This is a genomic window from Pseudomonas putida (genome assembly GCF_003228315.1).
Classification (GTDB): Bacteria; Pseudomonadota; Gammaproteobacteria; order Pseudomonadales; family Pseudomonadaceae; genus Aquipseudomonas; species Aquipseudomonas putida_S.
In genome coordinates this window covers 1,970,372-1,983,150 of record NZ_CP029693.1, presented here as the reverse complement: position 1 = coordinate 1,983,150, position 12,779 = coordinate 1,970,372, and the positions used below count along the sequence as shown (strand labels likewise).

Here is a 12,779-nt window from a genome sequence, read left to right as displayed (position 1 = left end):
ACGCGGTCCCCTGTAGGAGCGAGCCTGCTCGCGATTGACCGCGAAGCGGTCACTTCCCATTCAACGCCCGAACAATCTCCTCGAACCCCGGCCGAGCCAGCACGTCCGGCTGACAGCAACGCTGCACCAACCCTTCCAGCTCCCCCCGACCCTCATCGGTCAGCCCGGAATCAATCCGCTCCAGCAATTCCCCCAGCAAAATCCCGAACGCCCGTACTTCGATCCGTTGCAATGCCCGGCTTTCAAGACTGTCGGTCGTGGCATGGAAAGACGCCGCGCCAAAGTCGCCCAGCAGGCAATCGCCTTGCGCGTTCCACAGGATGTTGTGGCCATACAGGTCGCCATGGGTGATGCCTTGCGCGTGCAAGTGCCCGGCCACCGAGGCAATGCCACGGGCCATGCGCAATGCAACATCGGCACTGAAGCGGGTGCCCTCGGCGTAGACGTCCCGGCTGCAGGACGCCAGGCTCGGCAGCGCGGCCAGGTTGCCAAACGCGGGCTCGATCAGTTGCATCACCAGCCCTGCCGTTTGCTGCGGGTGATCGATGATCTGCCCTTCAATGCGAATCAGGTTGGGATGCAGGCCTGCGCTGATGCAGGCGTTCATTTCGTGCAGGGGCGAGCCGTCGCTGGTCATTTCGCCCTTGTAGAGTTTCACGGCAACGGATGTGGCCGGTTGGCCCGGTCTTGCCCAGGTCGCGCGATGGATCACGCCCGAGGCACCCTGACCCAACTGCTGCTCCAGCTGCAATTGCGCCCAGGGGATTGGCGTCGTGGCCTGCAGCGCGGCTTCGGTTTCCAGCGGATTACCGGCGTAGGCCAGCCAGCTCAGGCTCGGCAGGGACAGCAGCCATCGGGGCAATTCGGTCAATTGGTTGGCGGCGATGCGCAGCAATTCGAGCCGATGGCAATGACGCAGGCTTTCGGGCAGCTGGCGCAGGCGGTTGCCCGCGAGCATGAGTTTTTGCAGATAGGGGCGTTCACCCAGCTCGTTGGGCAGGGACTCAATGCAGTTGTCGGTCAGGATCAGCCAGCGCAACAACGGTGGTAGCGCTGCACCCGGAACATGCTCGATACGGTTGGCCTTGAAGCCGATCATGGTCAGTGCCGCGCATTGACCGATGCAGGCCGGCAGTTCGGTGAACTGGTTGTCCGAGCAGAACAAAATACGCAAACGGCTCAGGCGATGCAGGTCATCCGGCAGGCGGCTCAAGGCATTGCCGGTGAGGTTGAGCACTTCCAGGGAGTCCGCCAGGTCGAAGATCTCCCGGGGGAATTCGGTCAGGCCGCAACTGAGATCCAGACGCGTGATACCCGCCAGCGAGCCGGCGCGCAGTTGTGCAAGGGTGTGCATGAAGAGGGTTCGCTGTTGGTCGAGTGAATGGGCGGCATGATAGCGGGAAAGCCTGTGTGTCTGTCAGGCCGCCATCGCGAGCAAGCTCGCTCCCACATTGGACCGTGTTCGTTCATACAATGCGATTAACTGTGGGAGCGAGCTTGCTCGCGATGGGGCCGGCAGCCACACCGAAGGCAATCGATCAATCCACTTCCCGAACTTCCACCAACTGCCCCAATCGGCTGCGCGTACGCGCCAGATCAATCGCCTCGCCCCCCAGGCTTTCGCGCAGCGAACGCCGGCCGAGCAGGATCAGGTGCTTGTCCTGGTCGTACAACACGTCCACCAGGTTGATGAAACGCTGCTGGGCGGCCACTGAACAGTCGGCCAGGTTGGGCAGTTCGTCGATGATCCAGTGATCGAAGCGCCGGCACAGTTCCAGGTAGTCCATCACCGCCGTGGGTTGGTCGCACAGGTCGCTGAAGTTGAAACCGATGGTGCGTCCTTCGCAGTAACGGGCCGGCAGCTGGCGCGTGCCGACCGCCAGGGCGATGGCCGGGGTATCGATCGCCGGCAGGTTCCAGGCGTGGCGCTGTGCCGCCGTCGCGGGCCAGACGTATTGGCCCTGGGTGAACAGCTGTTGGGCGTGGGTCCTGGCCTGGCTGCGGTAGTCATGGGGGCCGCCGACTTCCATCACCTGCATGCGCGCATTGATCAGGTCGATCACCGGTTTGAAGCGCGCGTGGTACAGCGGGTTGGGCAGCAGGCCTTCCGGTGGGTAATTGGAGGTGACCAGCAGCAGGATGCCGCGGCGGAACAAGGCCTTGAACAGCCGCGTGATCAACATCGCATCGCCGATGTCATGGACGTGGAATTCGTCGAAACACAGCACCCGGCAATCGTGCAGCAGATCGTCGAGGGTGGTCGCCAGGGCGTCCGGCTGATCGCGATGATCGAACATGCCCTGATGCAGCCGGGCAAAAAACTCGTGGAAGTGCAGGCGCTGTTTTTCCGCCAGGGGAATGGCCTGGAAGAATCCGTCCAGCAGCCAGCTTTTACCACGGCCCACCGCGCCATGCAGATAAAGGCCGGGCAGGGTCTTCGCCCCGGCACCCAGCAGCGTCGTGGCGTGCTGGGCCATGCAGTCGATCACCCGTTGCTGGCTGTGGCTGAGGGTGTAGCCCTGGGAATTGGCCTTGCGGTGAAAGTAATCATGGATGACCCGACCACTCGCGGCACTGGTGGCAGGCCCTGTCGACGCCTTGCCAAAAAGGCGGCGCAACGATGGCCAGCGCGCGGTGAGTCGCGAACGGTTGGACGGTCGTGAAGGCACTGTGATGTCACCCCGGTTTCTTCAAGCAGGCTCCCTGAGCTGCGGCGGCGTAGTTTAACTGGTGGGGGGAATGTGCTTCCAGTTGTGTCGATGGATCCCGGGCGGTATTCGACAAAAAACTGCGGTGTGTACAGTTTTTTGCCCGTCGCTACCGCGAGGCTTTCACGAGTTGACCCAACGAAGTTCCTGTTTGGCTATGGATCCAATTTCCCCCCTCATCACTGGCGATTTTCCGACGCGTTGCTAACCTCAGTCCTACAGGACACCCCGCAAAAAGGAATGGGGACGTGAAAGGACGTGTGGTATTGGCAGTCTTGGGCCCAAGGCTCAGCGCAGCGATGTTGCTGCTGGCTACAACCGTGTCGGCCACCGAACTCCAGGTTCAGGTGCGGGTCGACGTGCAGCGTGGCTGTCAATTGGTCGGCCAACAACGCGAGGCCGGCATCGAGCAACTGGGCGTGCTGGACTTCGGCAGCACTGCGCGCCTGGACAATCCTGGCGGACCGCTGGGCGCGGCATTGACCAACGGGCGCCTGCCACGGCTGGAATGCAACCCCGACACCCCCTATCAATTACGCGTCGACGGCGGCCTGCACGGTGGCGTCGGCGACGTGCGTTACATGGCGGGCAACGCCGAACACGTCAAACCCATCCCTTATCGGCTCTACCAGGACCCGGCGCGGCGCATTCCGCTGGCGGTGGATGTGCCGGTGAGTGGGCGGGTGCCGGACACCGGTTCCGTGGATTTGCCGTTGTATGGGCGCATCGAACCGCTGGCGCAGATACCCCGGGCTGGCGGTTATTCGGACATGGTGAAAGTGACTGTCAGTTGGTAGTGACAGCCAGTTGGTAAAGACAGCCCGACGGACTCGGGTTGTGCAGGGAAGGGGCGTTTGCGAACGCCACTTCATTGATCCTGAAGGAGACGGGATTGGCGTGATGACGAGATTGTGCAAGGTGTTTGCCGCAAGCGCGCTGGCGCTGCTGACCGGTTCCGCGCAAGCGGCGGTCAGCGGGCAGATCCACGCGCGGCTGACACTCATCGCCGGCTGCGAAGTGACCAATGCCGGCAGCGGCAGCGACAGCCCGGTCAGCGCCCTCGGCACCCTGGATTTCGGTCAGCAGGGGCCGACATGGAGCGCCCCGATCAAGGCCAGCCTCGAAGATGAAGCCAGCGGCAAGCTGAACGTGGCCTGCAACCCCTCGGTCACCGGCTTCACCGTCTCCATCGACGGCGGCACCCACGGCGACGGCACCACCCGGCGCTTGAGCAATGGCCGGCAGACCATTCCCTACCAATTGTTCCTCGATGCCTCCGGCAGCCAGAGCTACAGCATCGGCCAACACCACAATTTCGCCGTCACCAGCGGGGCGCAGATACCGATTCCGGTATTCGGCTCGGTGGTGGCGAACACCCGCGCGCTACCGGCCGGGGTCTACACCGACACCCTGACGGTGACGCTGGACTGGTAAGCCCATGGAGGAAGGACAGCATGCGTACGTTTGCATCAAGGATAGGTTTGCCGTTGCTCGGCCTGACACTGGCCGGCGGCGTGCAGGCGGCCACCACGGTCACCGGCCAGATCACCTCCAGCCTGATCCTGATCAGCAGTTGCCAGGTCAACGGCGGCGGTGGCTCCACCAACCTGAACTTCGGTGCCTTGAACTTCGGCACCGCCAACAGCCTGTTCACCACCGCCACCGGCCAAGTGCTCGGTGGTGGCGGCGGGGCACTGTCGATACTCTGTTCGGCCGGCACCACGCCGACGGTCAAGGTGCGCGCCGGCGCCCATGACGGACAGTCGGCGGGCGGGACTCGGGCGCTGTACGACGGGGTCGCCAACTACGTGCCCTATGACCTGTACACCGACGCCGGCCACTCGCAATTGCTGGCCATTGATGGGGTGATCAACCTTGCCCCCAGCACCGGCGTGGCGCAGACCGTGAACATCTACGGCCAGGCGCTGGGCAAGGCGGGGCTGCCGGCGGGTACCTACACCGACACCATTTCCGTCGAACTGACGTTCTAGGGCCATGTATCGACATGGCTGTGCGCTGCTGGTGCTGATGTGTGCCGGCAGCGCACCGGCGCCCTTGTCGGCGGCCACCAGCCAAAGCTTCCAGGTCAGTGCCACTGTCACGCCGGGGTGCCTGGTGGTCGGCGGGGTGTCCAGCTACGGCAGCCTGAATTTCGGCAGCCGTTCGGCCTTGGCGACCGGCACCGTGCAAGTGGCGCTGACCGGTGGCGTGCAACTGCAATGCACACCGGGGGTGACCCTGAACATGAGTGTCGATGGCGGCCAGTACAACAACGGTGGGCGGCACATGCAGCTCACCACCGGCAGCAACCGGGTGGCGTACCAGCTGTTTCGCGATGCGGCGTTCAGCCAAACCTTGGGAATCGGCCAAAGCGTGGCGGTGGCCTACAGCGATGCGAACAACATCAGCCTGCCGATCTACGGCCAGGTGCAGTTACCGGGCAATCAACCCGGGGGGACATACAGCGATGTGCTGCAGGTGCAGCTGTCGTGGTGACGGGATGACCCGATCATAAGGAGATGGCACATGGTTTCACCTTCGCGGCGAGCGACCCTCGTGCGTCATGGATTGCTGGCGTTGCTGTGGCTGCTGGCGGCAAAGGCACAGGCGGCCAGCTCGGTGCTGATCTGGCCGATCGATCCGGTGCTGGAAGCCGATCAACAGGCCAGCGCCCTGTGGCTGGAGAATCGTGGCAACGAGACCGCCAACCTGCAGATCCGCGTGTTTGCCTGGAGCCAGAGCGGCTTCAGCGATCAGTACCAGAACAAGCGCGACGTGATCGGCAGCCCGCCGGTGGCGAAGATCGAGCCGGGGCAGAAGCAACTGGTGCGCCTGACCCGTACCAAAGACATTCCCCCGGGGCAGGAACTGGCCTATCGCATCATCATCGATGAAATCCCTTCGGCGAAGCCGCCAGCGGCGGACGACGGCAAGACCTCCGCGGCGATTCGTTTCCAGATGCGCTATTCGGTGCCGCTGTTTGCCTATGGCGCGGGCCTGTGGAGCAAGGAAGACACCACGCGCCCGCGCGATCCCAAGGGCATCGGCCTGCCGGACCTGAGCTGGCGCACGGTGGCGGTGGACGGGCGGCCTTATGTCGAGGTGCGTAATCAAGGCGCAGTGCATGCGCGGCTGACCGATGTGGCGCTCAAGCAGGGCAATCAGAGCAAACCGCTGGTGGAAGGGCTGCTGGGCTATGTGTTGCCCGGCGCCGTCATGCGCTGGCCCGCGCCCGGTCCGGTGGTGGGTGAGTCGGGGTTGCAGGTGCGGGTCAATGGGGCGGCGCAGGTGCAGAGCATCGCCCCGGCCAAATGAACCTGTAGCAGCCTGCGCCTGGTCTGTAGGCGCGAGCCTGCTCGCGATGGTCGTTGACGCTAACGAGTGCTGTCTGAATGACCGCCTTGTCTGGACGTTTTTCGCGAGCAGGCTCGCTCCTGCAGACCGCGCGGGCTGACAAGGAGGACAAGGTCCATTGACGGACAAACAGCGGTAATGAGCCAGGGTAGGGCTCGCAGTGTGCGGCGTCCGTGGTGGGTCGTTGGCTGTGTCGGTTGCCTGGCATTCGTTCATCACGCAGAGGCCGGCGACCTGCCGCCTCCGCCCAGCGGTATGGAGGCGGTTGCCGATGCGCAGTTATTCCTGGAACTGGTGGTCAACCAGATGAACACCGGACGGGTCGTGGCGGTGGAACAGCGCAACGGGCAGTTCTTCGTGCCTGCCAGTGCGTTGCGTGACACCGGCATGAAACTGCCGCCGGGCACTGATACACATTCAGGCGCGGAAATCGGCCTCGACCAGCTGCCGGGCCTGCACAGCGAGTACGACAGCAACGCGCAAAGGCTGCTGCTCGACGTCCCGCCGGACTGGCTGCCCGAGCAGTTCATCGGTCGGCGCGAAGCCTATCCACGCACCCCGGCCCTGAGCAGTTTCGGCGCCTTGCTCAACTATGACCTGTACCTCAACGACACCGACGATGCCGGCACTTACCTGGCGGCATGGAACGAGGTCCGGCTGTTCGACAGCTGGGGCACGCTGTCCAATACCGGGCAATACCGTCGCACCTTGTCCGGGGATGAACTGGACACCCTGAACAACCGCTATCTGCGCTATGACACCACCTGGCGTTACTCCGACGACGATCGCATGCTCACCTACGAAGCGGGCGATCTGGTCAGCGGCGCCTTGCCCTGGAGCAGCTCGGTACGCCTGGGCGGGGTGCAGTTGTCGCGGGATTTCGGCGTGCGTCCGGACCTGGTGACCTACCCTTTGCCGCAATTCGCCGGGGAAGCCGCCGTGCCGTCCTCGGTGGACCTGTTCATCAACGGCTACAAATCCAGCAGCGCCGATTTGCAGCCCGGTCCCTACACCCTGACCAACATTCCGTTCATCAACGGTGCCGGCGAAGCCGTGGTGGTGACCACCGATGCACTGGGGCGCCAGGTTTCCACCACCGTGCCGTTCTACGTCACCAGCAGCTTGCTGCAAAAGGGCCTGTCGGACTTTTCCGTGGCCGCCGGCACCCTGCGCCAGGACTACGGTCTGCGGGATTTCAGTTACGGCCCCGGTGCCACCTCCGGCAGCCTGCGCTATGGCCTGAGTGATGACTTCACCCTGGAAAGCCACGCCGAAGCCTCCGACTCCCTGACCCTCGGCGGTGTCGGCGGCAACATGCGCCTGGGCAATTTCGGCGTGCTCAACAGCGCCGTCAGCCAAAGCCGTTTCGAAGGTGAGACCGGGCAGCAACTGAGCCTCGGCTATCAGTACAGCAGCCAGCGCTACAGCTTCTCCTGGCAGCGCCTGCAACGGCGCGATCAATACGCGGACCTGACGCTGGTCGACACGCCCTACATGACCTTGAGCAAGCGCAGTGAACAGGCGACCCTGAGCGTCAATCTCAATGAATGGGGCAGCCTCGGCGCGGGCTATTTCGACGTGCGCGCGGCGGACGATTCGCGCACCCGCCTGCTCAACCTGACGTGGAGCAAACCCCTGTGGCGCAGCACCAGTTTTTACCTGTCGGCCAACCGCGAGATCGGCGACAGCAACTGGGCGGTGCAGGCACAACTGGTGATTCCGTTCGATTTGCACGGCAGCCTGGCCATCAGCAGCGAGCGCAGCAAAACCGGGCAGAGCCAGCAACGGGTCAACTACAGTCGCGCCGTACCGACCGAGGGCGGGGTGGGCTTCAACCTCGGCTACGCCAAGGGCGACGGACCGGATTATCGCCAGGCCGACCTGACCTGGCGCCTGCAATCGGTGCAGTTGCAGGCCGGGGTCTATGGCACCAGTGACGCCGAAACCCGTTGGGCCGATGCCAGCGGCTCGCTGGTGTGGATGGATCGTCAGCTGTTCGCCGCCAACCGTATCGACGATGCGTTCGTGGTGGTCAGCACCGATGGCTACGCCGACGTGCCGGTGCGCTACGAAAACCAATTGGTTGGCCAGACCGATAAAAACGGCCACCTGCTGGTGCCCTGGAGCAGTGCCTACTATCGCGGCAAATACGAAATCGACCCGCTGAACCTGCCGGCCAACGTGCGCAGCCCGAATGTCGAGCAACGCATCGCGGTCCGGCGCGGCAGCGGTTACTTGCTGGAGTTTCCTTTGAGCCGGGTGATCGCCGCGAGCATCGTGCTGGTGGATGCCCGGCAGCAGGACTTGCCCCTGGGCAGCGGCGTGCTGCATGAGCAGAGCGGCACGCAGACGGTGGTGGGCTGGGACGGCCTGGTGTATCTGGAGAACCTGCAACAACAGAACGATCTGAAGGTGACACTGGCCGATGGCAACACCTGTCATGTGCAGTTCACGGCCGACCTCAAGCAGGACCAGGTTCCCCTGATCGGGCCGTTGGTGTGCAAATGAAGCGTTCGATGAAATGGCTGATGCCGTTAGCGCTTTGCCTGCCGGGCCCGGCGTGGGCGCTGTGCTCGGTGGTCACCACAACGCCGGTGGGCTTCGGCAGCCTCAGCTCGATTGCCGTGCGCACCACGTCGCAACCCGGCTCCACGCTCAATGGCGGCTTGAGCTGCACCGGCTCGCTGCTGTCGTTGCTGGCCAACAATGATCACTTCTGGGCCACCGTCACCTCGACGCAAAGCGGTTTGCTCGGGCCCACCGGCGACGTCATCGGCTACACGATCTACGCCAACAACAGCACCAGCTACCCGCTGACCCGCGGCACCGCCTTCGACTTCGCGCGCAACGGCATCATCGATCTGCTGGGCTTGCTCAACGGCACGGTACCGAAAACCGTGCCGCTGTATCTCGGCACGACGATTGGCAGCAATGTCGCCGCCGGGGTCTACACCGAGACCCTGAGCATTTTCTGGAACTGGAACTATTGCTCGGGCATCGGCGTGGGCGGCCTTTGCCTGGGACGCGACATCGCCAGCGGCACCACGACCCTGACGGTCAACCTGACCGTGGCCAACGACTGCACGATCACTGCGCCGAACATCGCCTTCGGCAGCGCACCGGTGGTCAGCGCCTTCGCGCCAGTGACCGGGCAGACCATCAACCTGGCCTGCACCAAGGGCAGCGCCTATACCGTGGGCTTGAGCGACGGCCAGAACGCCGTCAGTGTCGGCGGGCGGCGACGGATGATCTCCGGCGGCAACTACCTGGCCTACGACATCTTCAAGAGCGCCGGAACCACCCGCTGGGGCAGTGTCGGCAGTGCCCGTCGGGCAAGCTCCGATGCCGAGATCAATCCGGGGAACGGCTTGGGGACGGGGAGCCAGATCTTCAATTACAACGCGAAGATCTACACCGACCAGACCACGCCGCCGGCGGGGACGTATCTGGACAATGTGGTGCTGGATGTGGGGTTTTGATTTCAGACAGCTTGAATGTCTTGATTCCCTGTAGGAGCGAGCCTGCTCGCGAAAAACGCCCGGGCAACGCGTTCATTCAGATAGGGCGCGTTATCGTTGACGTCCATCGCGAGCAGGCTCGCTCCTACAGGGGATTGGTGGTGCAGTCAGAAATTCACGGTCTGCCGGAGCATCCGCGCCGCCGGCGTATCCGTCGGGCTGACCATTGCATAGTTGTAGCCGCCCCCCGACCAGTACTCGGCCTGCAACCCGCCATCGCTGCGACTGCCCCGGGGCAGCATGAAGTTCTTCGGTCCCGGTGGGCGCACGTAGAAGCTGATCTTGTTGCCGCCCTGGTTCTCGTACACCACCATCGCCGCCGGCCCCTGTTCGGTGCTGAGCAGGCGGCCGCTCACCGGTTTGAACCCGGCGCCGGTCAGGTCCGGCAAGCGATTGGCCTGGGTGAAATAACGGTCGAGCCAGCCCTGCATGTCGCCGTCTTCGCCGGCCTTGTAGTCGGCGGGCAAGATCCCTTGCTCGGCAATCAGGCGGTAGGCCTGCATGGCATCGGCCATCGGTTGAGCGGCGCTGAGCAGGGTCATTTCCCGGGCCTGCCAGCCGCTGATTCCGCCGATGCCGACGGCAATCAGCAACACGGCGGCGCTGGCCAGGTGGCGTCGGGACTGGCGCTTCATGCGCTGGCGAATCTGCGCCGGATCGAGATCCGGATTGGCTGGCTGCTGCAAGGCGCCGCTCAGGGCCGCGCGTAGTTGCTGGGCGTCCTGTTGCCAGGCCCGTACCTGCGCCGCCGTGTCCGGATTGCTGGCGAGAAAGGTTTCCACGAGTTGCCGGTCGGCATCGCTGAGTTGATGGTCGACGTAAGCGTGCAGGTCGCGTTCGCTTGGGGGGATGCTGATCATTTGAGTCTCCGCAGGGCAGGGCGGGTGATTTCGCCATCGCTGAGCTGACGAAGGGCCTGGCGGGCCCGGGACAGGCGGGACATCACGGTGCCGGTGGGGATGTTGAGTATCTCGGCGACCTCTTTGTAGCTCAGGCCTTCCACCGACACCCACAGCAGCAGCGCGCGCTGTTCGGTGGGCAACTGGTCGAAGGCATTGAGGGTCGATTGGGCGATGACGGTGCGCTCCACCGAAGGCTGCGCATCCTCGCGCCCGGTAAAGAATTCGAGCATCCGCGCATAGCGCCGGGAGCGGCGGTGCGCGTCGAGAAACTGTCGATACAGAATCGCGAACAGCCAGGCGCGCAAGTCGCCTTCGGGACGTTTGTCGCTCCAACTCGACAGCGCGCGCTCCAGGCTCGACTGCACCAGATCGTCGGCGCTGCTGGAGTTGCGCGTCAGGGATACGGCGAAGCGGCGCAATCTGGGAATGATTTCTCTCAGTTGTTCGTCGATATCGTTCATGAATGTCTGGCCAGTTACTACGCTATGAACCAGGAAGACGCCCGGCATTCGAGGTTATTCCACGTCCGGAAAAATAAATACCGGACGATGGAATAAACCGCCGTGGGGTTCGTCTGCCTGATTCTTCTCACTTGTGGCCGATGGCCCTGGAGTCTTTCATGGTAGATCGATCATCACCGCCACCCTTGAGTGCCGCCAGCATCGCGTTGCGTCTGGCGGGCATTGCCGTGGTTGTCGCTGTCGTCGCGGGGGCGTTTGCCTACGTCAATGGCACCTTTGACCCACAGCGCCTGACCCCGAAAAAACTGGTCAACGTGCTGGAAACCAACAACGGCGTGCACCCCGGATTCCGCCGCAACCACGCCAAGGGCGTCTGCGTGATCGGCCATTTCGAGAGCAGTGGCGAGGCGCGCAGTTATTCCACCGCGCAGGTCTTCAACGAGGCGCGCACGCCGGTGGTTGGCCGCCTGGCTTTGCCGCCGGGTAATCCCTACGCGCCGGACAACGCCATACCGATCCGCAGCATGGCGCTGCGTTTTACCCAGGCCAACGGCCAACAGTGGCGAACCGGGATGAACAGCATGCCGGTGTTCCCGGTGGGCACGCCCGAGGCGTTTTATCAGTTGCAGCAGGCGCAGTCGCCGCTGCCCTCGACCGGCAAGCCGGACCCGGCGGCGGTGCCGGCGTTCTTTGGTTCGCACCCCGAAGCCGGGCCGTTCCTGGCCTGGGTCAAAACCGCGAAGCCTTCGGCCAGTTACGTGACGGAAACCTACAACAGCGTCAACGCGTTTTACCTGGTCAACGCCGCCGGGCAAAAACAGGCGGTGCGCTGGAACATGGTGCCCCAGGCGATGGATGCACCGGGTGCGACCGCACCAGAAGGGGCAGACTTCCTAGAAAAAGATTTGGTGCAACGTATCGGCGCCGGCCCGTTGCGCTGGCAGTTGATGATCACCCTGGCCAATCCCGGCGATCCGGTGAACGACGCGAGCAAGGTCTGGCCCGAAGGGCGCAAGGTGCTGAACGCCGGTACCCTGGTACTGGAGAGCGTGCAGCCGCAACTCAGCGGCGAGTGCCGCGACATCAACTATGACCCGCTGGTGTTGCCCGCCGGCATCGAGGGCTCCGACGATCCGCTGCTGGCCGCGCGTTCGGCCGCCTATGCCACCTCCTACCTGCGTCGCACCAGCGAAGTCAGCCAGTTACCCGCCGCCAAACAGGAGGCCAAGCAATGAGCGCCCATCCGAATCATTTCGCTCCGCTCGCGCGCCTGCTGCACTGGCTGATGGCGTTGATGATCATCGCCATGCTGTTTATCGGCGCGGGCATGGTCGCCTCGGTCTCAGAACGCCATGAATGGCTGATCCACCTGCACAAGCCTTTGGGCGTGGCGATCCTGTTGTTGGTGATCGTGCGTCTGTTTGTGCGCTTCTCCACCCAACAGCCGCCGTTGCCGGCCGACTTGCCGGGTTGGCAAGTGCTGGCGGCCAAGGCTTCCCACATCTTGCTGTATGCCTTGATGCTGATACTGCCGTTGCTGGGCTGGGCGATGATTTCCGCGTCCGGTGAGCCGGTGATGATCAGTAGCTCGCTGCAACTGCCATCGATTGTGCCGGCGAACGCTCAGGTGTTTGCGTTCCTGCGCAAGGCCCATGGATATCTGGCGTATCTGTTGTTTTTGACGGTGTTGCTGCATTTGGCGGCGGCGCTGTTCCATGGTTGGGTGCGCCGTGATGGGGTGCTGGAGAGTATGTTGCACGGGAAGGATCGCGGGTAAAAGTTGGTACACCTGTCAACTTTGACAGTATCGGTTCCCTGAAAAAGCACGTTCAATGC

General features: G+C 63.5%; 13 protein-coding genes. 9 read left to right on the top strand and 4 right to left on the bottom strand.

The window, feature by feature from the left end:
- Nucleotides 1-49 precede the first annotated feature (49 nt).
- The gene (locus DKY63_RS09020) at nt 50-1,354 is read right to left on the bottom strand and encodes a leucine-rich repeat-containing protein kinase family protein (RefSeq protein ID WP_110963797.1); all 1,305 of its coding nucleotides are present in this window, start codon (nt 1,352-1,354) and stop codon (nt 50-52) included.
- A gap of 184 nt (nt 1,355-1,538) precedes the next feature.
- Nucleotides 1,539-2,669 (bottom strand): cell division protein ZapE, encoded by a 1,131-nt coding sequence (gene zapE / locus DKY63_RS09015; RefSeq protein ID WP_110963796.1) that lies wholly within the window; start codon nt 2,667-2,669, stop codon nt 1,539-1,541.
- Between the two features lie 338 nt (nt 2,670-3,007).
- Between zapE and DKY63_RS09010 the strand changes: the two genes are divergently transcribed.
- The 7 genes from DKY63_RS09010 (at nt 3,008) to DKY63_RS08980 (ending at nt 9,541) form a co-directional block, all read left to right on the top strand.
- Nucleotides 3,008-3,505 (top strand): Csu type fimbrial protein, encoded by a 498-nt coding sequence (locus tag DKY63_RS09010; RefSeq protein ID WP_110963795.1) that lies wholly within the window; start codon nt 3,008-3,010, stop codon nt 3,503-3,505.
- A 103-nt stretch (nt 3,506-3,608) separates the two neighbouring features.
- Complete coding sequence (locus DKY63_RS09005; protein ID WP_110963794.1) at nt 3,609-4,142, top strand: Csu type fimbrial protein; 534 nt, start codon at nt 3,609-3,611, stop codon at nt 4,140-4,142.
- A gap of 20 nt (nt 4,143-4,162) precedes the next feature.
- Nucleotides 4,163-4,699 carry a Csu type fimbrial protein gene (locus tag DKY63_RS09000; protein ID WP_110963793.1) on the top strand — a complete coding sequence of 179 codons (537 nt, stop codon included), beginning with the start codon at nt 4,163-4,165 and terminating at the stop codon, nt 4,697-4,699.
- A gap of 4 nt (nt 4,700-4,703) precedes the next feature.
- Entirely contained in the window at nt 4,704-5,204 is a 501-nt protein-coding gene (locus DKY63_RS08995; RefSeq protein WP_110963792.1) for a Csu type fimbrial protein, read from the top strand.
- 30 nt (nt 5,205-5,234) lie between these two features.
- Entirely contained in the window at nt 5,235-6,023 is a 789-nt protein-coding gene (locus DKY63_RS08990; RefSeq protein WP_110963791.1) for a fimbrial biogenesis chaperone, read from the top strand.
- A 177-nt stretch (nt 6,024-6,200) separates the two neighbouring features.
- A complete protein-coding gene (locus DKY63_RS08985; RefSeq protein ID WP_110963790.1) occupies nt 6,201-8,570 on the top strand; it encodes a fimbria/pilus outer membrane usher protein in 2,370 nt (789 codons plus the stop codon).
- The gene (locus tag DKY63_RS08980; RefSeq protein ID WP_110963789.1) at nt 8,567-9,541 is read left to right on the top strand and encodes a Csu type fimbrial protein; all 975 of its coding nucleotides are present in this window, start codon (nt 8,567-8,569) and stop codon (nt 9,539-9,541) included. Before DKY63_RS08985 ends, DKY63_RS08980 begins: the two co-directional genes overlap by 4 nt.
- Nucleotides 9,542-9,687: 146 nt before the next feature.
- On the opposite strand, the gene DKY63_RS08975 is transcribed toward DKY63_RS08980, so the two are convergent.
- Together DKY63_RS08975 and DKY63_RS08970 are read right to left on the bottom strand one after the other, a co-directional pair.
- On the bottom strand, nt 9,688-10,440 hold the full coding sequence (locus DKY63_RS08975; RefSeq protein WP_110963788.1) for an anti-sigma factor family protein: 753 nt from the start codon (nt 10,438-10,440) through the stop codon (nt 9,688-9,690).
- Nucleotides 10,437-10,943, bottom strand: a complete 507-nt coding sequence (locus DKY63_RS08970) for a sigma-70 family RNA polymerase sigma factor (RefSeq protein ID WP_110963787.1) — start codon at nt 10,941-10,943, stop codon at nt 10,437-10,439. The genes DKY63_RS08975 and DKY63_RS08970 overlap by 4 nt, the downstream gene beginning before the upstream one ends.
- Before the next feature lie 158 nt (nt 10,944-11,101).
- Between DKY63_RS08970 and DKY63_RS08965 the strand changes: the two genes are divergently transcribed.
- Complete coding sequence (locus tag DKY63_RS08965; RefSeq protein WP_110963786.1) at nt 11,102-12,178, top strand: catalase family peroxidase; 1,077 nt, start codon at nt 11,102-11,104, stop codon at nt 12,176-12,178.
- On the top strand, nt 12,175-12,720 hold the full coding sequence (locus tag DKY63_RS08960) for a cytochrome b (protein WP_110963785.1): 546 nt from the start codon (nt 12,175-12,177) through the stop codon (nt 12,718-12,720). Before DKY63_RS08965 ends, DKY63_RS08960 begins: the two co-directional genes overlap by 4 nt.
- Nucleotides 12,721-12,779 lie beyond the last annotated feature (59 nt).